23 protein-coding genes and 5 tRNA genes are annotated in these 24876 nt (G+C 55.7%); 21 read left to right on the forward strand and 7 right to left on the reverse strand.

Going from position 1 to position 24876, the window contains the following annotated elements; genetic code table 11:
- Window positions 1-113: 113 nt before the first annotated feature.
- The 4 genes from FY206_RS01005 to FY206_RS01020 all read right to left on the reverse strand — a co-directional run bounded on the left by FY206_RS01005 (window position 114) and on the right by FY206_RS01020 (window position 3722).
- Window positions 114-1052, reverse strand: a complete 939-nt coding sequence (locus FY206_RS01005; RefSeq protein WP_032644481.1) for a sugar kinase — start codon at window positions 1050-1052, stop codon at window positions 114-116.
- Between the two features lie 3 nt (window positions 1053-1055).
- Complete coding sequence (locus FY206_RS01010) at window positions 1056-1805, reverse strand: sugar phosphate isomerase/epimerase family protein (protein ID WP_032644482.1); 750 nt, start codon at window positions 1803-1805, stop codon at window positions 1056-1058.
- Window positions 1806-1908: 103 nt separating this feature from the next.
- A complete protein-coding gene (locus FY206_RS01015; RefSeq protein ID WP_032644483.1) occupies window positions 1909-2925 on the reverse strand; it encodes a LacI family DNA-binding transcriptional regulator in 1017 nt (338 codons plus the stop codon).
- 134 nt (window positions 2926-3059) lie between these two features.
- Window positions 3060-3722 carry an OmpA family lipoprotein gene (locus FY206_RS01020; RefSeq protein ID WP_032644484.1) on the reverse strand — a complete coding sequence of 221 codons (663 nt, stop codon included), beginning with the start codon at window positions 3720-3722 and terminating at the stop codon, window positions 3060-3062.
- Window positions 3723-3934: 212 nt separating this feature from the next.
- Here FY206_RS01020 and FY206_RS01025 point away from each other — a divergent pair, with 212 nt between their 5' ends.
- The gene (locus tag FY206_RS01025) at window positions 3935-6214 is read left to right on the forward strand and encodes a molybdopterin guanine dinucleotide-containing S/N-oxide reductase (protein ID WP_045890820.1); all 2280 of its coding nucleotides are present in this window, start codon (window positions 3935-3937) and stop codon (window positions 6212-6214) included.
- Here the strand turns inward: FY206_RS01025 and FY206_RS01030 are convergent.
- Entirely contained in the window at window positions 6177-6623 is a 447-nt protein-coding gene (locus FY206_RS01030) for an N-acetyltransferase (protein WP_032644486.1), read from the reverse strand. The genes FY206_RS01025 and FY206_RS01030 overlap by 38 nt on opposite strands.
- A complete protein-coding gene (gene tag / locus FY206_RS01035) occupies window positions 6601-7182 on the reverse strand; it encodes a DNA-3-methyladenine glycosylase I (protein WP_032644487.1) in 582 nt (193 codons plus the stop codon). The genes FY206_RS01030 and tag overlap by 23 nt, the downstream gene beginning before the upstream one ends.
- Window positions 7183-7343: 161 nt before the next feature.
- On the opposite strand from tag, the gene FY206_RS01040 reads away from it, so the two are divergent.
- The 9 genes from FY206_RS01040 to dppF all read left to right on the forward strand — a co-directional run bounded on the left by FY206_RS01040 (window position 7344) and on the right by dppF (window position 17910).
- Window positions 7344-8042, forward strand: coding sequence for an autotransporter domain-containing protein (locus FY206_RS01040; RefSeq protein WP_032644488.1), 699 nt, complete (start codon window positions 7344-7346; stop codon window positions 8040-8042).
- A 238-nt stretch (window positions 8043-8280) separates the two neighbouring features.
- On the forward strand, window positions 8281-9483 hold the full coding sequence (locus tag FY206_RS01045; RefSeq protein ID WP_077064252.1) for an L-lactate MFS transporter: 1203 nt from the start codon (window positions 8281-8283) through the stop codon (window positions 9481-9483).
- Window positions 9484-9722: 239 nt separating this feature from the next.
- Entirely contained in the window at window positions 9723-11417 is a 1695-nt protein-coding gene (eptB, locus tag FY206_RS01050; protein WP_032644490.1) for a kdo(2)-lipid A phosphoethanolamine 7''-transferase, read from the forward strand.
- 91 nt (window positions 11418-11508) lie between these two features.
- Window positions 11509-11585 (forward strand) — tRNA-Pro (locus FY206_RS01055).
- A gap of 620 nt (window positions 11586-12205) precedes the next feature.
- A complete protein-coding gene (gene dppA / locus FY206_RS01060; protein ID WP_032644491.1) occupies window positions 12206-13813 on the forward strand; it encodes a dipeptide ABC transporter periplasmic-binding protein DppA in 1608 nt (535 codons plus the stop codon).
- A gap of 161 nt (window positions 13814-13974) precedes the next feature.
- Window positions 13975-14994, forward strand: coding sequence for a dipeptide ABC transporter permease DppB (gene dppB / locus FY206_RS01065; RefSeq protein ID WP_023334097.1), 1020 nt, complete (start codon window positions 13975-13977; stop codon window positions 14992-14994).
- Window positions 14995-15003: 9 nt separating this feature from the next.
- On the forward strand, window positions 15004-15906 hold the full coding sequence (gene dppC, locus FY206_RS01070; protein WP_032644492.1) for a dipeptide ABC transporter permease DppC: 903 nt from the start codon (window positions 15004-15006) through the stop codon (window positions 15904-15906).
- Window positions 15907-15916: 10 nt separating this feature from the next.
- Complete coding sequence (gene dppD / locus FY206_RS01075) at window positions 15917-16900, forward strand: dipeptide ABC transporter ATP-binding protein (RefSeq protein ID WP_032644493.1); 984 nt, start codon at window positions 15917-15919, stop codon at window positions 16898-16900.
- Entirely contained in the window at window positions 16897-17910 is a 1014-nt protein-coding gene (gene dppF / locus FY206_RS01080; RefSeq protein WP_032644494.1) for a dipeptide ABC transporter ATP-binding subunit DppF, read from the forward strand. The genes dppD and dppF overlap by 4 nt, the downstream gene beginning before the upstream one ends.
- 42 nt (window positions 17911-17952) lie before the next feature.
- On the opposite strand, the gene coaA is transcribed toward dppF, so the two are convergent.
- Window positions 17953-18903 (reverse strand): type I pantothenate kinase, encoded by a 951-nt coding sequence (coaA, locus tag FY206_RS01085; protein ID WP_032644495.1) that lies wholly within the window; start codon window positions 18901-18903, stop codon window positions 17953-17955.
- 317 nt (window positions 18904-19220) lie between these two features.
- Between coaA and FY206_RS01090 the strand changes: the two genes are divergently transcribed.
- The 11 genes from FY206_RS01090 to rplL all read left to right on the forward strand — a co-directional run bounded on the left by FY206_RS01090 (window position 19221) and on the right by rplL (window position 24640).
- Window positions 19221-19296: transfer RNA gene (locus FY206_RS01090), tRNA-Thr, on the forward strand.
- Between the two features lie 8 nt (window positions 19297-19304).
- Window positions 19305-19389 (forward strand) — tRNA-Tyr (locus tag FY206_RS01095).
- A 117-nt stretch (window positions 19390-19506) separates the two neighbouring features.
- Window positions 19507-19581, forward strand: a tRNA-Gly gene (locus FY206_RS01100).
- 6 nt (window positions 19582-19587) lie between these two features.
- Window positions 19588-19663: transfer RNA gene (locus FY206_RS01105), tRNA-Thr, on the forward strand.
- Between the two features lie 118 nt (window positions 19664-19781).
- Window positions 19782-20966, forward strand: coding sequence for an elongation factor Tu (gene tuf / locus FY206_RS01110; RefSeq protein WP_014068448.1), 1185 nt, complete (start codon window positions 19782-19784; stop codon window positions 20964-20966).
- A gap of 228 nt (window positions 20967-21194) precedes the next feature.
- The gene (gene secE / locus FY206_RS01115) at window positions 21195-21578 is read left to right on the forward strand and encodes a preprotein translocase subunit SecE (protein ID WP_032644497.1); all 384 of its coding nucleotides are present in this window, start codon (window positions 21195-21197) and stop codon (window positions 21576-21578) included.
- 1 nt (window position 21579) lies between these two features.
- Window positions 21580-22125 (forward strand): transcription termination/antitermination protein NusG, encoded by a 546-nt coding sequence (gene nusG, locus FY206_RS01120; protein WP_006816549.1) that lies wholly within the window; start codon window positions 21580-21582, stop codon window positions 22123-22125.
- A 155-nt stretch (window positions 22126-22280) separates the two neighbouring features.
- Window positions 22281-22709, forward strand: coding sequence for a 50S ribosomal protein L11 (gene rplK, locus FY206_RS01125; RefSeq protein ID WP_008503452.1), 429 nt, complete (start codon window positions 22281-22283; stop codon window positions 22707-22709).
- 3 nt (window positions 22710-22712) lie between these two features.
- Window positions 22713-23417 (forward strand): 50S ribosomal protein L1, encoded by a 705-nt coding sequence (gene rplA / locus FY206_RS01130; protein ID WP_006810530.1) that lies wholly within the window; start codon window positions 22713-22715, stop codon window positions 23415-23417.
- Between the two features lie 292 nt (window positions 23418-23709).
- Complete coding sequence (gene rplJ / locus FY206_RS01135) at window positions 23710-24207, forward strand: 50S ribosomal protein L10 (protein WP_003862338.1); 498 nt, start codon at window positions 23710-23712, stop codon at window positions 24205-24207.
- Window positions 24208-24274: 67 nt separating this feature from the next.
- The gene (gene rplL / locus FY206_RS01140) at window positions 24275-24640 is read left to right on the forward strand and encodes a 50S ribosomal protein L7/L12 (RefSeq protein WP_002445276.1); all 366 of its coding nucleotides are present in this window, start codon (window positions 24275-24277) and stop codon (window positions 24638-24640) included.
- Window positions 24641-24876 lie beyond the last annotated feature (236 nt).

Genomic DNA, 24876 nt, shown 5'->3' on the forward strand with positions numbered 1-24876 from the left:
ATTACCGCCGTTGTCTGTAGGGTACACGGTGGCTTGATTTGTTGAGTGCGGTTTATGCCCCCCTCACCCTAACCCTCTCCCCCCTGGGGAGAGGGCCGGGGTGAGGGGAATGTTTATTCGTTAAGCTCTGCTCGTGTGGGTAATCCTTCGCTGTCGCCCTGCACCTGAATGGCCAGCGAGCCAATCTTGTTCCCGCGCGCGACGGCCTGCGGCAGCGTTTTGCCTTCCAGCAGGGCGCTAATGACGCCCACGGCAAAGCCATCGCCCGCGCCGACGGTGTCGACCACGTTCTCAACCTGCACCGCCGCGACCGCCCCTTGTTGGCCGTCGGCCGTTTTAAACCACGCGCCGTCGGCACCGGTCTTCAGCACTACCGCTTTAACCCCTTTATTCAGGTAAAAATCGGCAATACCTTCCGGCGTGCTTTCGCCGGTCAGGATCGTTCCTTCTTTCAGGCCCGGCAGAACCCAGTCCGCCCTGAACGCCAGGCGGTTGAGCTTCTCGACCATTTCCGTTTCGCTCTTCCACAGCACCGGGCGCAAATTCGGATCGAAAGAGATCGTTTTACCCTGCGACTTCATTGTCGTTGCCGCATGATCCAGCAGGTCGTACGAGCTGGCTGAGAGCGCCGCCGCCACGCCGCTCAGGTGCAGGTGGCGTGCAGAGGCGAAATAGTCGGCGTGATAGTCCTCTACCGAGAGGCGGCTGGCGGCCGATCCTTTGCGGAAATACTCCACGATGGGATCGGTTCCATTTTCGACTTTGGATTTAAGCTGAAAGCCGGTAGGGAAGCGTCCATCAAGGGTGACGCCCGCGGCATCAATCCCCTCTTTTTTCAGCGAATCGAGAACGAAATGGCCAAAGCTGTCGTCCCCCACGCGGCTGACCCAGCCCACGTTCAGGCCGAGCCGCGCCAGTCCGGTCGCGACGTTCAGCTCTGCGCCCGCCACGCGTTTGATAAAGTGCTCTACCGCGCTCAGCTCGCCCGTTTCGGTGGCGACAAACATCGCCATGGCTTCGCCAATCGTGATGACATCCAGCGTCTTGTGCATGGTTTACTCCTCGCGCAGCAGGTTGACGTAATGGCGGGTCACGGCGGTGAGATCCGCCCCTTCCAGCGGGAACTCGATACCGCGCGGGGCATCGGCAGGCAGCTGGTCGAGCAGATCAAGCCAGCGGGCATCGGCACGGTCCGGCGCCACGGCGCGGAAGTTATCTTTATGCGGCACGGCGCCCTTAACGTGGATATAGCTCACCGCAGGGGCCAGGTGACGTGCGGCTTCTTCGGGGGAGTCGCCCACCCACAGCCAGTTGCCCATGTCGAAGGTCAGCGTGACGGGGAGCGCCATTTCGCGGCTGACGGCCTGGAAGCACTGCATCGGCGCAAGCTGTCCGCAGTCGGTCTGATCGTTCTCCACGACCAGCGCCATGCCGCTTGCGTTCAGCAGGGTACGCAGGGCGTCGAGAGGCTGCGCGTCGCGGAAATGGCCCAGAGAAACCTTCAGCCACAGGGCGTTCAGGGTGCTGGCCTCGGAGAGATAGCGGGGCAGGTCCGGGTTGAGGGTGCCGTCGGGCATAAACAGGGCGGCGGGCGCTGAGTAGCACGCCAGCAGGCCCAGCAGCTCAATGGATTCTCCCAGCGCGGACAGCGCCAGCAGCTCTTCGCTGTTGAACAGCTCCCGGCGGATCTCCACGCCGTCGGCGCCCGCACCCGCAATAACGGGAAGCATTGCCCGCTGACCGCCCGCCTGTCGCACCTGTTCCGCACCGTACGCGGCGGTGACCACCATAATTTTCCTGCCCATCTTCGGACTCCATCGCAACATATCAATACTATTACGCTAGATGGAACCGGTTCCAAAGAAAAGGTCAGGATGTCGAATTTATGATCGGTATCACAAGGGATAATTAACGCGCGGTAGAGCCGCGAACGATCAGCTCGCCGGAGAAGACCTGCTCGCGAACGGCCTCGCTGGTGCCTTCAATGCGACGAACCACCTGTTCAACAGCAGCATAGCCAATCTGCCAGGTGGGCTGTTTGAGGGTGGTAATGCCGACGCCGGCCAGCTCTGCCCACTCCAGTTCATCAAACCCCAGCAGGCCGATATCGCTGCCCCAGTGCAGGCCAATGCGCTTAAGGGATCGAGCGACCTGAAGCGTTAGCGCTCCGTTGGCGGAGATAACGGCTTTGCGCATCCCGCGGTGGCGCGTGTGGAACTGGCGCAGGGCGTTGTCGAGCTGCCCGGCTTCGTGAAGCGGCGTTTCGGCATTTTCGGCGATCACGCCGGGATATCGCTCCAGCGTGGCGCGAAATGCGCTCAGGCGTTCGCGACGGGTGTTGACCATCCCTAACGGCTCGCTCAGAAACAGGATGGCCTCGAAGCCCTGTTCGATCAGATGTTCGGTGGCCGTCGTGGCGGCCTGGGTGTTGTCCAGACCGACAACATCGCAGGCAAATTCCGGGATTTTACGGTCGATGAGGACCATCGGCAGGGAGGATTGCTGCAGGCGGTTTAGCCCCTCTTCCCGCATGCCCACGGCGTTAACCACGATCCCTTCCACCTGGTAGCTGCGCAGCAGGTCAAGGTAATGCAACTCCTGGTCGACTTCGTTGTTGGTATTACAGACCAGCGGCGTGAAGCCTTTCTCGCGACAGGCGGCTTCGATCCCGCTGAGCACGTTAACGGAGTAGGGGTTGGTGATATCGGCGATAATCAGCCCGATAAGGCGAGTGCGGCCACGTTTGAGCCCGCGCGCCATCAGGCTGGGACGGTAGTCGAGATCGGCAATGGCTTGTTCAATTCGCGCCAGCAACGCATCGGACAGCAGGTGTTTTTCGCCGTTAAGGTAGCGCGAAATGCTGGTTTTACCGGTTTTGGCGGCTTTCGCCACGTCGCTGATGGTGGCCCGGGCTGGTTTGCTCATCGCTGATTTCCCTGAATTTAGTGAGAATACCTTAGCGGGAAAATCGGACGAAGCAAGCATTTTGCCGGGTGGCGGCTTCGCCTTACCCGGCCTACGTTCCTAAAAACGGCAACGGGGTTGCCGTTTGCTTTTACCTACTGAATTGGGCTTAACGTAATCTCTACGCGGCGGTTCTGCGCTTTGCCTTCCGCCGTGCTGTTGCTGGCGATAGGGTTGGCAGGGCCCATGCCGCTGGTGCGGATGCGGTTCGCTTCAACGCCCTGGGTAATCAGCGAGCTGGCCACGGCGTCGGCGCGCTGCTGGGACAGACGCATGTTCAGATCCTGGCTGCCGGTGCTGTCGGTGTAGCCCATCACGTTCACGGCGGTCTTGTTGTACTCTTTCAGCACCATCGCCACGCCGGTCAGGGTGTTTGCTCCCGCCGGTTTCAGCGTTGCGCTGCTGCTGTCGAAGGTCACGTTGTTCGGCATGTTCAGGATGATGTTATCGCCGCTGCGCGTCACGCTGACGCCGGTGCCCTTCATTTTGTCGCGCAGTTTCGCTTCCTGTACGTCCATGTAATAGCCGACGCCGCCGCCGAGCGCTGCGCCCGCCGCTGCGCCAATCAGCGCGCCTTTGCCGCGGTCTTTCTTTGAGGAGGAGAGTGCCCCAACGCCCGCGCCGACCAGCGAGCCGATACCCGCGCCAATGCCGGATTTACCCGCTTCGCGCTCACCGGTGTAAGGGTTGGTTGTGCAGCCAGAAACAGCCAGAACACCGCTCACCAGAGCGGCAATAACGAGTACGCGTTTTTTCATCTTCTTTCCTTAATCCTTTTTATTCTTTGCCACGGCGAGCGTGGCAGTTGATTATGACGTCCAGATACGGAGAAAATTCCGGGTATAACTCTGAAATTTGTGACAAACCATAAACGGCCTCAGCAAGAAGGCCGTAAAACCTGCACGCAACCAGGAGCGCACGCTTGAGCACCTCAACGAAAACCATTCTGACCGCCGCCCACTGGGGGCCGATGCTGGTCGAAACCGATGGCGAAAATGTTCTGTCGTCCCGCGGGGCACTGCCAACCCAACATCCCAACTCGCTACAGACCGTCGTTCGCGATCAGGTGCACAGCAAAACGCGCGTGCGCTGGCCGATGGTGCGTAAAGGTTTTCTGGCCTCGCCGGACAAGCCTCAGGGTATTCGCGGTCAGGATGAGTTTGTTCGCGTGAGCTGGGATGACGCGCTGGCGCTGATCCACGCCCAGCACAAGCGCATTCGCGACAGCTATGGTCCGTCGTCCATTTTCGCCGGGTCTTACGGCTGGCGTTCGAACGGCGTGCTGCATAAGGCCTCGACGCTGCTGCAGCGCTACATGAGCCTGGCGGGCGGCTACACCGGACATCTGGGGGATTACTCCACCGGCGCGGCGCAGGCGATCATGCCGTACGTCGTGGGAGGAAACGAAGTGTACCAGCAGCAGACCAGCTGGCCGCTGGTGCTGAAGCACACTGACGTCGTCGTGCTCTGGAGTGCCAACCCGCTAAATACGTTGAAAATTGCCTGGAATGCCAGCGACGAGCAGGGTGTTGGCTATTTCGACGCGCTGCGCAAAAGCGGCAAGCGCATCATCTGCATTGACCCGATGCGCTCTGAAACCCTGGATTTCTTCGGCGACAGCGCCGAGTGGATCGCCCCCCACATGGGCACCGACGTGGCGATGATGCTGGGTATCGCCCATACGCTGGTCGAAAACGGCTGGCACGATGCCGACTTCCTGACGCGCTGTACCACCGGCTTTGATAAATTCGCCGACTACCTGACGGGCCAGTCCGATGGCGTGGCGAAAACGGCAGAATGGGCGGCAGATATTTGCGGCGTTCCTGCGGAGAAAATCCGTGAACTGGCGGCTTTGTTCTATAAAAACACCACCATGTTAATGTCCGGCTGGGGGATGCAGCGCCAGCAGTTTGGCGAGCAGAAGCACTGGATGCTGGTCACCCTTGCCGCAATGCTTGGGCAGATCGGCACGCCGGGCGGCGGTTTTGGTCTCTCCTATCACTTTGCGAACGGCGGTAACCCGACGCGCAAAGCGGCGGTGCTGGCGTCTCTGCAAGGCTCGGTGCAGGGCGGCGTGGATGCCGTGGATAAAATTCCGGTGGCGCGGATCGTTGAAGCGCTGGAAAATCCCGGCGGTTTTTATCAGCACAACGGTCTCGACCGCCACTTCCCGGAGATTAAGTTTGTCTGGTGGGCGGGCGGGTCGAACTTCACGCACCATCAGGATACCAATCGCCTGATCCGCGCCTGGCAAAAGCCGGAGCTGGTGGTGATCTCCGAGTGCTTCTGGACCGGCTCGGCAAAACACGCCGATATCGTACTCCCGGCGACCACCTCGTTTGAGCGGAACGATCTCACCATGACCGGCGACTACAGCAATCAGCATATGGTCCCGATGAAGCGCGTGGTGGCCCCGCGCGACGAGGCGCGTGATGATTTCGACGTGTTTGCTGACCTGAGCGAGCGGTGGGAAGCGGGCGGTCGCGCGCGTTTTACCGAAGGGAAAAACGATCTGCAATGGCTGGAGACTTTCTACCAGATTGCCGGACAGCGCGGTGCGGCGCAGGGCGTGACGCTCCCGCCCTTTGCGGCGTTCTGGGAGGCGAACCAGATTATCGAAATGCCGGAAAGCGAACAGAACGCGCAGTTTGTCCGTTTCGCGGATTTCCGCCGCGACCCGGAGAACCATCCGCTGAAAACCGAGAGCGGCAAGATTGTGATCTACAGCGAGCGCATCGCCAGCTTTGGCTACGCCGACTGTCCGCCGCATCCTATGTGGCTCGAGCCGGACGAGTGGCACGGCAACGCCCAGCCGGAGCAGCTGCAGGTGCTGTCAGCGCACCCCGCGCACCGTCTGCACAGCCAGCTTAACTATACGTCCCTGCGCGAGCGGTATGCGGTCGCCGGGCGAGAGCCGATCACGTTGAATACCCATGACGCAAAAGCCCGCGGGATTGCGGACGGCGACGTGGTGCGCGTCTGGAACGCGCGCGGGCAGGTGCTGGCAGGGGCGGTGGTGAGCGACGGGATTAAGCCGGGCGTGATCTGCATTCATCAGGGCGCATGGCCTGACCTCGATCTCGCCGAAGGCGGGATCTGTAAAAACGGCGCGGTTAACGTGCTGACCAAAGATCTCCCCAGCTCGAAGCTGGGGAACGGTTGCGCAGGGAATACGGCGCTGGCCTGGGTCGAGAAATATCAGGGGCCAGAGCTTACCTTAACGGCGTTTGATCCGCCTGCCAGCTCATGATCCACGTCGGGTGCTGGGTATCATCCTGCCAGGCGCTGTCTTCAATGCGAAAGCCCTGAGCATGGTAGAAATTCACCGCCCGCACGTTTTTCTGGTACACCTCCAGAGTGAGGTGCGGGAAGCGCTGTTGAACATGGTTCAGCAGCGCGCGCCCGATGCCTTTCCCGATGCATGACGGCGCCACAAACAGGGCGCCGACAAACTGAGACTGCATCACGCTGATAAATCCGCACGGTTCCCCGTCCTGTTCCCAGACCCAGGTTTCCGCCGACGGCAGGTAAACCTCCCGCACCATGGCCTCGTTCTCTTTCCAGTAACCCGGCGCGATAAACGGATGCGCTTCCGTGGTGCTTTCAAGCCACAGGCTCAGAAGCGGCGCGGTATTCTCACTTTGCCATTTGCGGATCATGATGACCTCCCGGATGACAGAAGCAGCCGGTAACGTGGTCGTTGACCAGGCCACAGGCCTGCATAAAGGCGTAGCAGATGGTGGAGCCGACAAACTTAAAGCCGCGTTTTTTCAGGGCCTTCGAGAGCGCATCCGAGGCCGGGGTGGAGGCAGGGATCTCCGCCAGCGTGGCGGCCCGGGTGAGCTGCGGCGTGTTGTTCACAAACGTCCAGACAAATTCTGAGAACGGTTCGCCGTTTTGCTCCATCGCCAGATAAGCGCGTGCGTTGCCGATGATGGCCTGGATCTTACCGCGATGGCGGATGATACCGGCATCCTGCACCAGCCGTTCCACGTCCTCATCGGTCATTGCGGCCACGGCGACAGGATCGAACTGATGGAAGGCGTTGCGGTAGTTTTCGCGTTTCTTCAGCACCGTAATCCACGATAATCCCGCCTGCTGGCCCTCCAGGCAGATCATCTCAAAGAGCTTTTTGCCATCCGTTTGCGGCACGCCCCATTCCCGATCGTGATAGTCGATATAAAGCTGATCCTGGCTTACCCAACCGCAACGTTCCATCCGTCTTCTCCCTTATTGATACTGATTTCGCAAAAATTTCGTTCTGACCGGCTTGACGTGTTTACTATAAAGACAATAGTTAATACAGGGCTATGTGATCTTAAGCTCTTCCTGAATAACGACAAATATCGCCGAATTCGGCTCTCTCTGGGGTCGCGTTGATGATGATAAAAAAAATCAGTGGTCGCCATGCTGCTTCTGGCCTGGTGGGAATTTCTGTCTGCCTGTTTTTTTGTAATACAGCGTCTGCATGGCAACAGGAATATATCGTTTCAGACGCCCAAAATAATACGGCGGAACGCTATACATGGGACGCGGATCACCAACCGCGTTATGAGGATATTCTGGCTGAGCGTATTCAGTCCTCGCAAAGCGCGCCGGGTCTTGCCCTGAATTTACCGTCCGGCAGCGCGACGGAAGGGGCAATGAGCGCGGGCTGGAATTTTCCCGTTTCCGCGCGTATCACCACAGGGCCGGTGGTGGCGTGGCGGTACGACGGCACGGCGCCCATGATGATCAACGAGTTTGGTGATAGCGCGTCGACGCAGGCGCTCATCGACCCGCTCTGGCACGCCAGCGTCAGCACGCTGGGGTGGCGCGTGAATACCCAGTACGGCGAGCTTCGCCCCTGGGCGCAGATTAGCTATAACCAGCAGTTTGGTGAAAACCAGTGGAAATCGCAGTTTGGCATGCCGCAGACGCCAGCCCCCGCCCAAAACGGTAGCTGGATGGACGTCACCGTCGGGACGGATATTCCGTTTAATACGCACATGGCTGCCTATGCGTCGCTGGCTCAGGGGGAGCACACCACCACCGGCGAGGAGTTTTTATACACCCTCGGCGTCAGCGCGAATTTTTAAAGTTGTTACTTTTTTAAACCTTACGATAACATCTCGAATACAATAGCAGCAGGCTTTACAGCGATAGCAGGTACTCACACGCTGTCGCTTTATTCCCGCACCAGGTCATTCATTCCCGATTCAAGGCATTTCATTCCGTTCTCCCTGCATTTCATGCCGTTTTACCCCTGGCGTATTAAGGTTTTATTTATCGTTGTCCTCAGCGAACTTCCTTAATTTCTCCTGCAGGACAACTGCCATGAAGACATCAACTTATAACCGCACGCGCTGGCTCACGCTCTTTGGCACCATCGTTACCCAGTTTGCGCTGGGTTCGGTCTATACCTGGAGCCTGTTTAACAGCGCGCTTTCCGACAAGCTTGGCGCACCGGTGAGGCAGGTTGCGTTCTCCTTTGGTCTGCTGAGCCTGGGCCTGGCGATTTCGTCTTCCGTCGCGGGCAAGCTGCAGGAGCGTTTCGGCGTGAAGCGCGTGACCATGGCATCCGGCATTCTGCTGGGGCTGGGCTTTTTCCTGACGGCGCACTCCAGCAACCTGATGATGCTGTGGCTAAGCGCCGGCGTGCTGGTGGGGCTGGCCGATGGCGCAGGCTACCTGCTGACCCTGTCGAACTGCGTGAAGTGGTTCCCGGAGCGTAAAGGTTTAATCTCCGCGTTTGCCATCGGCTCTTATGGCCTGGGCAGCCTCGGCTTCAAATTTATCGATTCCCATCTGCTGGCGTCCGTTGGCCTCGAAAAAACCTTTATGATCTGGGGTGCCATCGTGCTGGTGATGATTCTTTTCGGCGCCACGCTGATGACCGATGCGCCGCAGCAGGAGGTGAAATCCGTTAACGGCGTGGTAGAGAACGACTTTACCCTCGCGCAGTCCATGCGTAAGCCGCAGTACTGGATGCTGGCGGTGATGTTCCTGACCGCCTGCATGAGCGGCCTGTACGTTATCGGCGTCGCGAAGGATATCGCGCAGGGGATGGTGAAGCTGGATGCGGCCACGGCGGCCAATGCGGTGACCGTGATCTCCATTGCTAACCTTTCTGGCCGCCTGGTGCTCGGCATTCTGTCTGACAAAATCGCCCGCATCCGCGTAATTACCCTTGGGCAGGTGGTTTCGCTGGTCGGGATGGCGGCCCTGCTGTTCGCTCCGCTGAATGAAGCCACCTTCTTCGCGGCGATTGCCTGCGTGGCCTTCAACTTCGGCGGCACGATTACCGTTTTCCCGTCACTGGTGAGCGAGTTCTTTGGGCTGAACAATCTGGCGAAAAACTACGGTGTTATCTATCTGGGCTTCGGGATCGGCAGTATCTGCGGCTCGCTGATTGCTTCTCTGTTCGGCGGGTTCTACGTGACCTTCTGCGTGATATTTGCTCTGCTGATTATCTCACTGGCGCTCTCCACCACGATTCGCCAGCCGCAGCGTGAAGTCTTCAAAGAGGTGCATGCTTAAGCTGAATGAAAGAGGCCTCCGCGGCCTCTTTTTTCTTTATGTGAGACACTTCCCGCCGCGATATTTTGTAAAAATTTATCCCGATCACACTCTCTGCTGCCACTTTTCTCTCCCGCTGTGGTCTACTTACGGCGCTTGTAAACGTTTCTTAGAACGCTTCCTTACGCATTTACTTACTCTGTCTGCTTTCTCGATGAGATTCAGCGGGTTTTTATACCCCTTCCCCCAGGGTTGTTTGCATGAAATATATTAGGTCTCTTACCCAGCAAAGATTGTGTTTAATGCTGGCTGTTTATATTGGTTTGTTTCTGAATGGCGCGGTGCTGTTCAGAAGAGTGGAAGGTTATTTTGAACACCTCACCGTAAGAAATGGGATTTTCGCGGCAATTGAAGTGTTTGGTTCCGTTCTGGCGACCTTTTTCCTGTTACGCCTGCTCTCTCTCTTTGGCCGACGTCCTTGGCAAATCCTGGCCTCGCTGGTGGTGATTATTTCTGCTGCCGCAAGCTATTACATGACCTTTATGAACGTGGTCATTGGTTACGGTATCGTCGCCTCGGTGATGACTACCGATATCGACCTCTCAAAAGAGGTGGTTGGGAAAGGCTTTATCGTCTGGACGGTTTTAACCTGTCTCATCCCGCTGTTCTTTATCTGGAGCAATACGTGCCGCTATACGCTGTTACGCCAGCTGCGCACGCGCGGACAGCGGATCCGCAATATCGTCGTCGTCCTGCTAGCCGGTCTGCTGGTATGGGCGCCTATTCGCCTGATGGAAACGCAGCAAAAACGCATTGAGAAAGCGACGGGCGTGGATATGCCAAGCTATGGCGGCGTGGTGGCAAACTCCTATCTGCCGTCTAACTGGCTGTCCGCGCTAGGCTTGTATGCCTGGGCACAGGCGGATGAGTCCGGCGATGTGAAATCACTGATTAACCCAACTAAAAAATTCACCTATCAGGCACCGTCTGACGGCCTGGATGATACCTACGTCGTCTTTGTTATCGGCGAAACGACGCGCTGGGACCATATGGGCATTCTGGGCTATGACCGGGATACCACGCCGAAGCTGGCGCAGGAAAAGAACCTGGTGGCCTATCGGGGCTACTCCTGCGATACCGCAACGAAGCTCTCGCTGCGCTGCATGTTTGTGCGTGAGGGCGGTGCGAGCGATAATCCGCAGCGCACGCTGAAAGAGCAAAACGTGTTTGCCGTGCTGAAGCAGCTTGGGTTTAGCGCTGACCTGTTCGCCATGCAAAGTGAGATGTGGTTCTACACCAACACCCTGGCAGACAACATCGCGTACCGCGAGCAGATTGGCGCCGAGCCGCGTAACCGCGGTAAAAACGTCGACGACATGCTGCTGCTGAAAGAGATGTCGGAGTCCCTCAAAAGCCATCCACAGGGTAAGCATCTGATTATTCTGCACACCAAAGGGTCGCATTACAGCTATTACCAGCGCTACACGCGTGATTTCGCGAAGTGGCAGCCCGAGTGCGTAGGCATTAATAATGACTGCAGCAAGCAGGAGCTGATCAATGCCTATGATAACTCGGTGCTGTACGTGGATACCTTCCTGAGCCGGGTCATCGACCAGCTGCGCGATAAAAAAGCGATTGTGATTTACGCTGCAGACCACGGTGAATCCATCAACGAGAAAGAGCATTTGCACGGTACGCCGCGCAAGCTGGCGCCGCCGGAGCAGTTCCGCGTGCCGATGATCATGTGGATGTCGGATAAGTATCTGGAGAATCCGGAGAAGGCGAAGATGTTTGCTCAGCTGAAGAAAGAGGCGGAGATGAAGGTGCCGCGTCGTCACGTTGAGCTGTACGACACCATTATGGGTTGTCTCGGCTATACCTCACCTAACGGTGGGATTAACGAAAACAACAACTGGTGTAAACTCCCTGATAACACCGCAAAAGCCGCGCAGTAGCTGCTCTGGCGAGAATATCGCCAGTTGAATGGCTTTTTGAAAATAAGGGATTGACGGGGGCGCACCTCAGCAGTAAGATGCGCTCCGCATTCGGCGAGTAGCGCAGCTTGGTAGCGCAACTGGTTTGGGACCAGTGGGTCGGAGGTTCGAATCCTCTCTCGCCGACCACATTCTGAAAAGGGCTAACCGCAAGGTTAGCCCTTTTTGCATTAGCGGGTTACTCAGCCCGACTGCCCAAAATGCCCCTTATCCTCGCTTAAGCCTGCCTGTTAACGATTTTGTGACATAATCCATTGTATTTTTTTATATATAGATTGATCTTTTTTCGCGTTACTTATGGATAACCTCAGCATTTTTCGCTGTGCGTTTTAACGTTCGCGGTATTTAGTGCTCAGATAATCACCATTCTGCAAGAAAATTTACCCATTCTGAATAAAAGTTAATCACTGATTGTTGCGAAATATGAAGATAGTTGTGCTGCAAGATAGCGAGTAGCATAAATTTCCCTGCTGAAAACTGGCGCATAGAGTTTTTTTAATCTTTGTTTGCGGTTTCTCACACTCAGCGTAAATGCCCGTCACCTGTATTGACGTTTTCACATTCTGTTGACAGATTGTAGGGCATGAGGGGCATTTCAGGGACGATCTGCGCTGCAACTCAAACGCTCTTCTGAAAGGATTCTCCATCCCTTTACTGCCTTCGGGCACCTCCGACCGGACCGGGTAAAAAATAAATAAAGGTCTGGCGGCGTAACACAACAAAGCAAAACATCACATTGGAGCAGAATAATGAGTATTTCCTTGAAGAAGTCAGGGATGCTGAAGCTTGGTCTGAGCCTGGTGGCTATGACCGTGGCAGCAAGCGTACAGGCAAAAACCCTGGTTTACTGTTCTGAAGGCTCGCCGGAAGGCTTTAACCCACAGCTCTTTACCTCTGGTACGACTTACGACGCAAGCTCCGTACCGATCTATAACCGTCTGGTTGAATTCAAAATTGGCACCACGGAAGTGATTCCGGGTCTGGCTGAGAAGTGGGACATCAGCGAAGACGGTAAGACCTATACCTTCCACCTGCGCCAGGGCGTGAAGTGGCAGGACAGCAAGGACTTCAAACCGACGCGTGACTTTAACGCCGACGACGTCGTGTTCTCCTTCGACCGTCAGAAAAATGCCCAGAACCCGTATCACAAAGTGTCTGGCGGCAGCTATGAGTACTTCGAAGGGATGGGTCTGCCAGACCTGATCTCAGAAGTGAAAAAAGTGGACGATAACACCGTTCAGTTCGTCCTGACGCGTCCTGAATCGCCATTCCTGGCCGATCTGGCCATGGACTTTGCCTCTATTCTCTCTAAAGAGTATGCGGACAATATGCTGAAAGCCGGCACGCCGGAGAAAGTGGACCTGAACCCAATTGGTACCGGTCCGTTCCAGCTGCTGCAGTACCAGAAAGATTCCCGCATTCTGTATAAAGCCTTCCCTGGTTACTGGGGCACCAAGCCGCAGATTGACCGTCTGGTCTTCTCCATAACGCCTGACGCTTCCGTGCGTTATGCCAAGCTGCAGAAAAACGAGTGCCAGGTGATGCCATTCCCGAACCCGGCTGACATCGCGCGCATGAAGCAGGACAAGAACATCAACCTGATGGAGCAGGCGGGCCTGAACGTGGGCTATCTCTCCTTCAACACCGAGAAGAAACCGTTTGATGACGTGAAGGTGCGTCAGGCGCTGACCTACGCGGTGAACAAAGAAGCAATCATCAAAGCCGTTTACCAGGGCGCGGGCGTTGCTGCCAAGAACCTGATCCCACCAACCATGTGGGGCTATAACGACGACGTTAAGGACTACACCTACGATCCTGAGAAAGCGAAAGCGCTGCTGAAAGAAGCGGGCCAGGATAAAGGCTTTACCGTTGAGCTGTGGGCGATGCCGGTACAGCGTCCGTACAACCCGAACGCACGCCGTATGGCGGAAATGGTTCAGGCCGACTGGGCGAAGGTTGGCGTACAGGCCAAGATTGTCACCTACGAGTGGGGCGAGTACCTGAAGCGCGCCAAAGCGGGTGAGCATCAGGCGGTGATGATGGGCTGGACCGGTGATAACGGGGATCCGGACAACTTCTTCGCTACCCTGTTCAGCTGTGCTGCAGCGAAAGACGGTTCTAACTACTCCCGCTGGTGCTACAAGCCGTTTGAAGACCTGATCCAGCCGGCGCGTGCGACCGACGATCACAACAAACGTATTGAGCTGTACAAGCAGGCGCAGGTTGTTATGCACGATCAGGCTCCGGCGCTGATTGTTGCTCACTCCACCGTGTACGAGCCAGTGCGTAAAGAAGTGAAGGGCTACGTGGTTGATCCACTCGGCAAACACCACTTCGAAAACGTATCTGTTGAATAATAAGTAGGGTGTTCTCCCTCTCCCTCTGGGAGAGGGCAGGGGTGAGGGGCGTGCATGCATCCCCTCACCCTAACCCTCTCCCATTGGGAGAGGGAATTTACATTTGTGAGCAATACAGACGCCACGCCACTGGTCGTGCGTCATCAGAGAGAATCCGGGTTATGTTGCAGTTCATCCTCCGACGTCTGGGACTTGTTATCCCCACGTTTATCGGTATCACCCTTCTCACTTTTGCCTTCGTCCATATGATCCCCGGCGACCCGGTAATGATTATGGCGGGCGAGCGTGGTATTTCCCCTGAGCGCCATGCACAGCTGCTGGCGGAACTCGGTCTCGATAAGCCGATGTGGCAGCAGTACCTCCACTATATTTGGGGCGTGCTGCACGGTGACTTAGGGATTTCGCTGAAAAGCCGTCTTCCGGTGTGGGACGAGTTCGTGCCGCGCTTTAAAGCGACGCTCGAGCTTGGCGTCTGCGCCATGATTTTCGCCACTGCGGTGGGTATTCCTGTCGGGGTACTGGCTGCCGTCAAGCGTGGTTCTATTTTTGACCATACCGCCGTGGGCCTGGCGCTGACCGGCTACTCCATGCCTATTTTCTGGTGGGGCATGATGCTGATCATGCTCGTCTCGGTGCAGCTTAACCTGACGCCGGTCTCCGGGCGCGTCAGCGATATGGTCTTCCTGGATGACTCCAACCCGCTCACCGGCTTTATGCTGATTGATACGGCTATCTGGGGTGAAGAGGGCAACTTCATTGACGCCGTGGCGCACATGATCCTGCCTGCCATGGTGCTGGGCACCATTCCTCTGGCGGTGATCGTGCGTATGACCCGTTCATCGATGCTGGAGGTGCTGGGCGAGGATTATATCCGCACCGCGCGCGCCAAGGGCCTGACGCGTATGCGGGTCATCATTGTCCATGCGCTGCGTAACGCCATGCTGCCGGTAGTGACCGTGATCGGTCTCCAGGTGGGGACGCTGCTGGCGGGGGCGATCCTGACCGAAACCATCTTCTCCTGGCCGGGTCTTGGACGCTGGCTGATTGACGCGCTGCAGCGCCGTGACTATCCGGTTGTGCAGGGCGGCGTGCTGCTGGTCGCGACGATGATTATCCTCGTCAACCTGCTGGTCGATTTGCTGTACGGCGTGGTGAACCCGCGTATTCGTCATAAGAAGTAAGGGGCCATCATGTCACAAGTTACTCAAAATAAAGTGGTCGCTGCACCGGTTCCAATGACGCCGCTGCAGGAGTTCTGGCACTACTTCAAGCGCAATAAAGGCGCGGTGGTAGGGCTGGTGTATGTCGTTATCATGATCCTGATTGCGGTGTTTGCGAACGTCCTCGCACCGCATAACCCGGCGGACCAGTTCCGCGATGCGCTGCTCGCCCCGCCTGCGTGGCAGGATGGCGGTAGCCTGGCGCACCTGTTAGGTACCGATGACGTGGGCCGCGACGTGCTGTCGCGCCTGATGTACGGCGCGCGCCTGTCGCTGCTGGTCGGCTGCCTGGTGGTGGTGCTGTCCCTGATCATGGGGATCGTTCTCGGCCTGGTTGCCGGCTACTTCGGCGGCATCGTTGATAACATCATCATGCGTATCGTCGACATCATGCTGGCGCTGCCAAGCCTGCTGCTGGCGCTGGTGCTGGTGGCGATCTTCGGTCCGTCGATTGGTAACGCCGCGCTGGCGTTGACCTTCGTGGCGCTTCCCCACTACGTGCGCTTAACCCGTGCTGCGGTGCTGGTGGAAGTGAACCGCGACTACGTCACCGCGTCTCGCGTGGCGGGGGCCGGGGCGATGCGTCAGATGTTCGTGAATATCTTCCCTAACTGCCTTGCGCCGCTGATTGTTCAGGCGTCGCTCGGTTTCTCTAACGCCATTCTTGATATGGCCGCTCTTGGCTTCCTGGGCATGGGTGCGCAGCCGCCAACGCCGGAGTGGGGCACCATGCTCTCCGACGTGTTGCAGTTCGCACAAAGCGCCTGGTGGGTTGTCACCTTCCCGGGTCTGGCAATCCTGCTGACGGTGCTGGCATTTAACCTGATGGGTGATGGCCTGCGTGATGCGCTTGATCCCAAACTGAAGCAGTAAGAGGCACGAGATGGCGTTATTAAATGTAGATAAATTATCGGTGCACTTCGGTGACGAGGGCACCCCGTTTCGCGCCGTGGACCGCATCAGCTACAGCGTAAATCAGGGCGAAGTGGTGGGCATTGTCGGGGAGTCCGGTTCCGGTAAGTCAGTGAGCTCGCTGGCGATCATGGGGCTGATTGATTACCCGGGCCGCGTGATGGCGGAAAACCTGCAGTTCAACGGTCAGGATCTGAAGCGCATTTCTGAAAAACAGCGCCGCCAGCTGGTGGGCGCCGAAGTGGCGATGATTTTCCAGGACCCGATGACCAGCCTTAACCCGTGCTACACCGTAGGTTTCCAGATTATGGAAGCGATTAAGGTGCATCAGGGCGGGAATAAGAAAACCCGTCGCCAGCGCGCGATCGACCTGCTGAACCAGGTGGGTATTCCCGACCCGGCGTCGCGTCTGGACGTTTACCCGCACCAGCTTTCCGGTGGGATGAGCCAGCGCGTGATGATCGCCATGGCAATTGCCTGTCGACCCAAACTGCTGATTGCGGATGAGCCGACCACTGCGCTGGACGTGACCATTCAGGCGCAAATCATCGAGCTGCTGCTGGAGCTGCAGCAGAAAGAGAATATGGCGCTGGTGCTGATTACGCACGATCTGGCGCTGGTGGCCGAAGCCGCGCACAAGATTATCGTGATGTATGCCGGCCAGGTGGTCGAGGCCGGGAGTTCGCACGATATTTTCCGCGCGCCGCGTCACCCGTATACCCAGGCGCTTTTACGCGCGCTGCCGGAGTTTGCCCAGGATAAAGCGCGCCTGGCGTCGCTGCCGGGTGTGGTACCGGGTAAATATGACCGTCCGCAGGGCTGTCTGCTCAATCCGCGCTGTCCGTATGCGACGGACAAGTGCCGGGCAAAAGAGCCAGAGCTGAACCAGCTTGCTGACGGTCGTCAGTCGAAATGCCACTACCCACTCGATGATGCCGGGAGGCCAACACTATGAGTACGCAACAGGCCACCACGCAACAGCCGCTGCTGCAGGCCATCGATCTGAAAAAATACTACCCGGTGAAGAAGGGGCTGTTTGCCCCTGAACGCCTGGTGAAAGCGCTGGACGGCGTCTCCTTTAACCTCGAACGCGGTAAAACGCTGGCGGTGGTGGGGGAGTCGGGCTGCGGTAAATCCACGCTGGGCCGTCTGCTGACGATGATTGAAGTGCCGACCGGCGGCGAACTTTATTATCAGGGGCAGGATCTGCTCAAGCACGATCCGCAGGCGCAGAAGCTGCGTCGTCAGAAAATCCAGATTGTGTTCCAGAACCCGTACGGTTCTTTGAACCCGCGTAAGAAAGTGGGGCAGATTCTGGAAGAGCCCCTGCTGATTAACAGCAATCTGAGCAAAGAGCAGCGCCGTGAAAAAGCGCTGGCGATGATGGCGAAGGTTGGCCTTAAAACCGAGCATTACGATCGTTATCCGCATATGTTCTCCGGCGGCCAGCGTCAGCGTATTGCTATCGCCCGCGGGCTGATGCTCGATCCGGACGTGGTGATTGCCGATGAGCCGGTCTCCGCGCTCGACGTATCGGTGCGTGCGCAGGTGCTGAACCTGATGATGGATCTGCAGCAGGAGCTGGGGCTGTCTTACGTGTTCATCTCCCACGACCTGTCGGTGGTCGAACACATTGCCGATGAGGTGATGGTGATGTACCTGGGGCGCTGCGTGGAGAAGGGGACCAAAGACCAGATCTTTAATAACCCTCGTCACCCGTATACCCAGGCGCTGCTGTCTGCGACGCCGCGTCTGAACCCGGACGATCGTCGCGAGCGTATTAAGCTGACGGGGGAACTGCCAAGTCCGCTGAATCCACCGCCGGGATGTGCATTCAACGCCCGCTGCAGCCGTCGCTTTGGTCCGTGCACCCAGCTCCAGCCACAGCTGAAGGATTATGGCGGCCAGCTGGTGGCCTGCTTCGCGGTCGATCAGGATGAAAATGGCGAGAAGCCACACGCATAACGAAAAAACCGGCGCAAAGCCGGTTTTTTTTACTCTGCCTGATTATTTCCGCAGGCGAATCTGGTCGACGGCGTGCTTCTCGCTCTTGGTGAGGATCAGGCTCGCGCGCTCGCGCGTCGGCAGGATGTTCTCTTTGAGGTTCACGTAGTTGATCTCATTCCACAGCCCGGTGGCTACCTTAATGGCCTCTTCTTTTGAGAGCTGCGCATAGTTATGGAAGTAAGAGTCAGGATCGGTGAACGCCCCTTCGCGGAATTTAAGGAAGCGGTTGATGTACCAGTTCTGCAGCAGCTCTTCCGGCGCATCGACATAAATAGAGAAGTCGACGAAATCCGAGACGAATACGTGATGCGGGTCGTGAGGATAGTCCATGCCGCTTTGCAGCACGTTCAGACCCTCCAGAATCAGGATGTCCGGCTGGACCACCGTTTTATCCCCATCCGGGATGCGATCGTAGATCAGGTGAGAATAGACGGGGGCCGTGACGTGCGGCACGCCGGATTTCAGGTCAGAGACGAATTTCACCAGGCGGTGCATATCATAAGAAAGCGGGAAGCCTTTCTTCTTCATCAGGCCGCGTTCTTTTAATACTTCGTTTGGATGCAGGAAGCCGTCCGTCGTGATCAGCTCCACGCTGCGGTGTTCCGGCCAGCGGCTCAACAGCGCCTGCAGAACACGCGCGGTGGTACTTTTACCCACGGCCACGCTGCCTGCGATACTAATGATATAAGGAATGCGTTGACCGTTCGTCCCGAGAAACTGCTCCAGCACGGCCTGGCGGCGCAGGTTCGAGCTGATATAGAAGTTAAGCAAGCGAGAGAGGGGGAGATAAATTTCTGCCACCTCTTCAAGGGAGAGATCTTCGTTTATCCCTTTTAACCGTGCGATTTCACCTTCCGTCAGCGTCATAGGGACGGAATCACGCAGGGCAGCCCACTGGCTGCGGTTAAAGTGAAGATAAGGCGTCATTAACGTTTGCTCTTTTTTGCTCATAAGCATGCTTCAGTGAGCCCGCTCAATACTGCCGGACCGTGGCTCATCACACAGTTAATTTTGGACAATGGGCAGGAGGTTAACACCAGATGACACGAATAATAAGAAAAAAGATGGAAAGCGATGCGTAACGCGGATGCCGTCACGCTACCGTGAATACGGTGCAAATGACGCTGATATGTTGATTATTTGACCTCGAATGACTACTTTTACAGCGCTTGATACGCTGTTCGCATAAAATGTGAGCGAAAGAACGTTTTATGCAATTTTTTAGTTGCATGACCGCGCAGGGATCCATAGAATGCGCGCTACTTGATGCCGACTTAGCTCAGTAGGTAGAGCAACTGACTTGTAATCAGTAGGTCACCAGTTCGATTCCGGTAGTCGGCACCATCAAGTCCGGTGGGGTTCCCGAGCGGCCAAAGGGAGCAGACTGTAAATCTGCCGTCACAGACTTCGAAGGTTCGAATCCTTCCCCCACCACCACTTTCTGGCAGCGTAAATGCCGCCGGAGCTGGTTGGAAAAATTAGCCAGCTCAAACTGAAAAAGAGAGAAATCTCTTTTTTCGTTACAGAAAGAACTGGGTAGCCGAGTTTCAGGATGCGGGCATCGTATAATGGCTATTACCTCAGCCTTCCAAGCTGATGATGCGGGTTCGATTCCCGCTGCCCGCTCCAATACGTGCTGATATGGCTCAGTTGGTAGAGCGCACCCTTGGTAAGGGTGAGGTCCCCAGTTCGACTCTGGGTATCAGCACCACTTCACTTCTCCTTCCCGTTTCTCTCTGTTTCAATTTTACTGTATTCAACAATTCAGGCATTTCGCCTGGTTGATGTGGTGATATCACCGATTTATCCGTGTCTTAGAGGGACAATCGATGTCTAAAGAAAAGTTTGAACGTACAAAACCGCACGTTAACGTCGGTACTATCGGCCACGTTGACCATGGTAAAACAACGCTGACCGCTGCAATCACTACCGTTCTGGCAAAAACCTACGGTGGTTCCGCTCGTGCATTCGACCAGATCGATAACGCACCAGAAGAAAAAGCTCGTGGTATCACCATCAACACTTCCCACGTTGAATACGACACCCCGACTCGCCACTACGCACACGTAGACTGCCCAGGCCACGCCGACTATGTTAAAAACATGATCACCGGTGCTGCGCAGATGGACGGCGCGATCCTGGTTGTTGCTGCGACTGACGGCCCAATGCCTCAGACTCGTGAGCACATCCTGCTGGGTCGTCAGGTAGGCGTTCCTTTCATCATCGTGTTCCTGAACAAGTGCGACATGGTTGATGACGAAGAGCTGCTGGAACTGGTAGAGATGGAAGTTCGTGAACTGCTGTCTCAGTACGATTTCCCAGGCGACGACACTCCAATCGTTCGTGGTTCCGCGCTGAAAGCGCTGGAAGGCGAAGCAGAGTGGGAAGCGAAAATCATCGAACTGGCAGGCTTCCTGGATTCTTACATCCCAGAACCAGAGCGTGCGATTGACAAGCCATTCCTGCTGCCAATCGAAGACGTATTCTCCATCTCCGGTCGTGGTACCGTTGTTACCGGTCGTGTAGAGCGCGGTATCATCAAAGTTGGCGAAGAAGTTGAAATCGTTGGTATCAAAGAGACTGCGAAGTCTACCTGTACTGGCGTTGAAATGTTCCGCAAACTGCTGGACGAAGGCCGTGCGGGTGAGAATGTTGGTGTTCTGCTGCGTGGTATCAAACGTGAAGAAATCGAACGTGGTCAGGTTCTGGCGAAGCCAGGCTCAATCAAGCCACACACCAAGTTCGAATCTGAAGTGTACATCCTGTCCAAAGATGAAGGCGGCCGTCATACTCCGTTCTTCAAAGGCTACCGTCCACAGTTCTACTTCCGTACAACTGACGTGACCGGTACCATCGAACTGCCAGAAGGCGTTGAGATGGTAATGCCAGGCGACAACATCAAGATGGTTGTGACTCTGATCCACCCAATCGCGATGGACGACGGTCTGCGTTTCGCAATCCGTGAAGGTGGCCGTACCGTTGGCGCGGGCGTGGTTGCTAAAGTTCTCGGCTAATCGCTGATAACATTTGACGCAATGCGCATGAAAAGGGCATCATTTGATGCCCTTTTTGCACGCTTTCACATCAGAACCTGGCTCATCAGTGATTCTTTTTGTCATAATCATTGCTGAGACAGGCTCTGCAGAGAGCGTATAATCCATAAAGGGATTAGCGTTTCGATTTGGCTCGCCTCGCAATCGCGGGGTGAAATTATTTGTAGAATTCTTCTGACAGGTTGGTTTATGAGTGCGAATACCGAAGCTCAAGGGAGCGGGCGCGGCCTGGAAGCGATGAAGTGGATCGCTGTTGCCGTGCTGCTGATTGTGGCAATCGTTGGCAACTATCTTTATCGTGACATGATGCTGCCGCTCCGCGCGCTGGCAGTGGTGATTCTGATTGCTGCAGCGGGCGGTGTCGCGCTGTTGACGACTAAAGGTAAAGCAACCGTTGCTTTCGCTCGCGAAGCACGTACCGAAGTCCGCAAGGTCATTTGGCCGACTCGCCAGGAAACATTGCACACCACGCTGATCGTAGCGGCGGTTACCGCTGTAATGTCACTGATCCTGTGGGGACTGGATGGTATTCTGGTTCGCCTGGTTTCCTTTATTACTGGCCTGAGGTTCTAAGATGTCTGAAGCCCCTAAAAAGCGTTGGTACGTCGTTCAGGCGTTTTCCGGTTTTGAAGGCCGCGTAGCAACGTCGCTGCGTGAGCATATCAAATTACACAATATGGAAGAGTTATTTGGCGAAGTTATGGTTCCGACCGAAGAAGTGGTTGAGATCCGTGGCGGCCAACGTCGCAAAAGCGAGCGTAAATTCTTCCCGGGTTACGTGCTGGTTCAGATGGTGATGAACGACGCGAGCTGGCACCTGGTGCGCAGCGTACCGCGCGTAATGGGCTTTATCGGCGGCACGTCTGACCGTCCGGCGCCAATCAGCGACAAAGAAGTTGATGCGATTATGAACCGCCTGCAGCAGGTGGGTGATAAGCCGCGTCCGAAAACGCTATTTGAACCGGGTGAAATGGTTCGTGTTAGCGACGGTCCGTTTGCTGACTTTAACGGTGTGGTTGAAGAAGTGGACTACGAGAAGTCCCGCCTGAAAGTTTCTGTTTCTATCTTCGGTCGTGCGACCCCGGTAGAGCTGGACTTTTCGCAGGTCGAAAAAGCCTAAGCAGCGATCAAAAAAGCGACGATTTAATCGTTGCACAGGGCGCGAGATTGGAATACAATTTCGCGCCTTTTGTTTTTATGGGCCCGGCCCGTAAAACGAATTTTATTCACGGGGAGCCTCCCTGAGGCGCTATTACCCAATCAGAGGATTTTAGAATGGCTAAGAAAGTACAAGCCTACGTCAAGCTGCAGGTTGCAGCTGGTATGGCGAACCCAAGTCCACCAGTTGGTCCAGCTCTGGGTCAGCAGGGTGTGAACATCATGGAATTCTGTAAAGCGTTCAACGCCAAAACCGAATCCCTGGAAAAAGGTCTGCCAATCCCAGTCGTCATCACTGTTTACGCTGACCGTTCTTTCACTTTCGTTACCAAAACCCCTCCAGCAGCAGTTCTGCTGAAGAAAGCGGCTGGTATCAAGTCTGGTTCCGGTAAGCCGAACAAAGACAAAGTGGGTAAAATTTCCCGCGCTCAGCTGCAGGAAATCGCGCAGACCAAAGCTGCCGACATGACTGGTGCCGACATTGAAGCGATGACTCGCTCAATCGAAGGTACTGCACGTTCCATGGGCCTGGTAGTGGAGGACTAAGAAATGGCTAAACTGACCAAGCGCATGTCCGTGATCCGTGACAAAGTTGATGCGACCAAACAGTACGACATCAACGAAGCTATCGCTCTGCTGAAAGAACTGGCAACGGCTAAGTTCGTTGAAAGCGTTGACGTTGCCGTTAACCTCGGCATCGACGCGCGTAAATCCGATCAGAACGTTCGTGGCGCAACCGTACTGCCACACGGTACTGGCCGTTCCGTTCGCGTAGCTGTATTTGCTCAGGGTGCAAACGCTGAAGCTGCTAAAGCTGCCGGCGCTGAACTGGTAGGTATGGAAGATCTGGCTGATCAGATCAAGAAAGGCGAAATGAACTTTGACGTTGTTATTGCTTCTCCAGATGCAATGCGCGTTGTTGGCCAGCTGGGCCAGGTTCTGGGTCCACGCGGCCTGATGCCAAACCCGAAAGTGGGTACTGTAACCCCTAACGTTGCTGAAGCGGTTAAGAACGCTAAAGCAGGTCAGGTTCGTTATCGTAACGACAAAAACGGCATCATCCACACCACCATCGGTAAAGTGGACTTTGACGCTGACAAACTGAAAGAAAACCTGGAAGCTCTGCTGGTTGCGCTGAAAAAAGCAAAACCAACTCAGGCGAAAGGCGTGTACATCAAGAAAGTTAGCATCTCCACCACCATGGGTGCAGGTGTTGCAGTTGACCAGGCTGGCCTGAGCGCTGCTGCAAACTAATGCCTTTACGTGGGCGGTGATTTTGTCTACAATCTTACCCCCACGTTTGCTAACGAAAGTTAGCGGCTAAAAGATTTGTTCGTTGGAGCCTGGCCTAATCCAGGCCTCCGTCGAAGACCGCAGGTGTTTCGCAAGAAACTTAATCCCCTGCGTAGACGGTGACAGAACGCTAAGATTATTTTTTGAATATTCTGGCTTGTTTCTGCTCACCGTATTAAGACGCTCTTCCCGTTGGGTTGAGTGAAGTGAGTTCCGGAACATGAGTTCCGGCAAACATCCAGGAGCAAAGCTAATGGCTTTAAATCTTCAAGACAAACAAGCGATTGTTGCTGAAGTCAGCGAAGTAGCCAAAGGCGCGCTGTCTGCAGTAGTTGCGGATTCCCGTGGCGTTACTGTAGACAAAATGACTGAACTGCGTAAAGCAGGTCGTGAAGCTGGCGTATACATGCGTGTTGTTCGTAACACCCTGCTGCGCCGCGTAGTTGAAGGTACTCAGTTCGAGTGCCTGAAAGACACGTTTGTTGGTCCGACCCTGATTGCATACTCTATGGAACACCCGGGCGCTGCTGCTCGTCTGTTCAAAGAGTTCGCGAAAGCGAATGCAAAATTTGAGGTCAAAGCTGCAGCCTTTGAAGGTGAGTTGATCCCGGCATCGCAAATCGATCGCCTGGCAACCCTGCCGACCTACGAAGAAGCAATTGCACGCCTGATGGCAACCATGAAAGAAGCTGCGGCTGGCAAACTGGTTCGCACTCTGGCTGCTGTACGCGATGCGAAAGAAGCTGCTTAATCGCAGTTATCTTTATAAAGCATTTGCTTACGTATAAACTTTATTCTGATTTTCAGGAACAATTTAAATGTCTATCACTAAAGATCAAATCATTGAAGCAGTAGCAGCTATGTCCGTAATGGACGTTGTAGAGCTGGTTTCTGCAATGGAAGAAAAATTCGGTGTTTCTGCTGCTGCTGCTGTAGCTGTAGCTGCGGGCCCGGCTGAAGCTGCTGAAGAAAAAACTGAATTCGACGTAATTCTGAAAGCTGCTGGCGCGAACAAAGTTGCTGTTATCAAAGCAGTACGTGGCGCAACTGGCCTGGGTCTGAAAGAAGCTAAAGACCTGGTAGAATCTGCTCCAGCTGCGCTGAAAGAAGGCGTGAGCAAAGACGACGCAGAAGCACTGAAAAAATCTCTGGAAGAAGCTGGCGCTGAAGTTGAAGTTAAATAAGCCAACTTTTCTGGTTGCAGCCTAAGCAATTAGGCTGATGGCTGGTGACTTTTTAGTCACCAGCCTTTTTGCGCTGTAAGGCATCAGTAGCATTTCACACTGTTTGACTGCTGATTGTCCTGACAATGCATGTTTCTATCGACGACTTAATATATTGCGACAGGGTGCTCGCTCTGTGTAAATCGCGACGAAATGATTTAAGCGTGATAGCAACAGGTATTGCGGAAAGTATTCAA

This window comes from Enterobacter chengduensis (genome assembly GCF_001984825.2).
GTDB classification, from domain to species: domain Bacteria; phylum Pseudomonadota; class Gammaproteobacteria; order Enterobacterales; family Enterobacteriaceae; genus Enterobacter; species Enterobacter chengduensis.

Excerpts from the sequence above, each read along its gene's own strand:
- eptB (WP_032644490.1), top strand. The coding sequence starts at position 9,723 with ATGAAATATATTAGGTCTCTTACCCAGCAAAGATTGTGTTTAATGCTG.
- FY206_RS01015 (WP_032644483.1), bottom strand. The coding sequence starts at position 2,925 with ATGAGCAAACCAGCCCGGGCCACCATCAGCGACGTGGCGAAAGCCGCC.
- FY206_RS01030 (WP_032644486.1), bottom strand. The coding sequence starts at position 6,623 with ATGATCCGCAAATGGCAAAGTGAGAATACCGCGCCGCTTCTGAGCCTG.
- dppC (WP_032644492.1), top strand. The coding sequence starts at position 15,004 with ATGTCACAAGTTACTCAAAATAAAGTGGTCGCTGCACCGGTTCCAATG.
- FY206_RS01010 (WP_032644482.1), bottom strand. The coding sequence starts at position 1,805 with ATGGGCAGGAAAATTATGGTGGTCACCGCCGCGTACGGTGCGGAACAG.
- FY206_RS01005 (WP_032644481.1), bottom strand. The coding sequence starts at position 1,052 with ATGCACAAGACGCTGGATGTCATCACGATTGGCGAAGCCATGGCGATG.
- rplK (WP_008503452.1), top strand. The coding sequence starts at position 22,281 with ATGGCTAAGAAAGTACAAGCCTACGTCAAGCTGCAGGTTGCAGCTGGT.
- nusG (WP_006816549.1), top strand. The coding sequence starts at position 21,580 with ATGTCTGAAGCCCCTAAAAAGCGTTGGTACGTCGTTCAGGCGTTTTCC.
- rplL (WP_002445276.1), top strand. The coding sequence starts at position 24,275 with ATGTCTATCACTAAAGATCAAATCATTGAAGCAGTAGCAGCTATGTCC.
- FY206_RS01025 (WP_045890820.1), top strand. The coding sequence starts at position 3,935 with ATGCTGGTCGAAACCGATGGCGAAAATGTTCTGTCGTCCCGCGGGGCA.
- secE (WP_032644497.1), top strand. The coding sequence starts at position 21,195 with ATGAGTGCGAATACCGAAGCTCAAGGGAGCGGGCGCGGCCTGGAAGCG.
- tag (WP_032644487.1), bottom strand. The coding sequence starts at position 7,182 with ATGGAACGTTGCGGTTGGGTAAGCCAGGATCAGCTTTATATCGACTAT.
- dppD (WP_032644493.1), top strand. The coding sequence starts at position 15,917 with ATGGCGTTATTAAATGTAGATAAATTATCGGTGCACTTCGGTGACGAG.
- dppF (WP_032644494.1), top strand. The coding sequence starts at position 16,897 with ATGAGTACGCAACAGGCCACCACGCAACAGCCGCTGCTGCAGGCCATC.
- FY206_RS01045 (WP_077064252.1), top strand. The coding sequence starts at position 8,281 with ATGAAGACATCAACTTATAACCGCACGCGCTGGCTCACGCTCTTTGGC.
- FY206_RS01020 (WP_032644484.1), bottom strand. The coding sequence starts at position 3,722 with ATGAAAAAACGCGTACTCGTTATTGCCGCTCTGGTGAGCGGTGTTCTG.
- tuf (WP_014068448.1), top strand. The coding sequence starts at position 19,782 with ATGTCTAAAGAAAAGTTTGAACGTACAAAACCGCACGTTAACGTCGGT.
- rplA (WP_006810530.1), top strand. The coding sequence starts at position 22,713 with ATGGCTAAACTGACCAAGCGCATGTCCGTGATCCGTGACAAAGTTGAT.
- coaA (WP_032644495.1), bottom strand. The coding sequence starts at position 18,903 with ATGAGCAAAAAAGAGCAAACGTTAATGACGCCTTATCTTCACTTTAAC.
- dppB (WP_023334097.1), top strand. The coding sequence starts at position 13,975 with ATGTTGCAGTTCATCCTCCGACGTCTGGGACTTGTTATCCCCACGTTT.
- dppA (WP_032644491.1), top strand. The coding sequence starts at position 12,206 with ATGAGTATTTCCTTGAAGAAGTCAGGGATGCTGAAGCTTGGTCTGAGC.
- rplJ (WP_003862338.1), top strand. The coding sequence starts at position 23,710 with ATGGCTTTAAATCTTCAAGACAAACAAGCGATTGTTGCTGAAGTCAGC.
- FY206_RS01040 (WP_032644488.1), top strand. The coding sequence starts at position 7,344 with ATGATGATAAAAAAAATCAGTGGTCGCCATGCTGCTTCTGGCCTGGTG.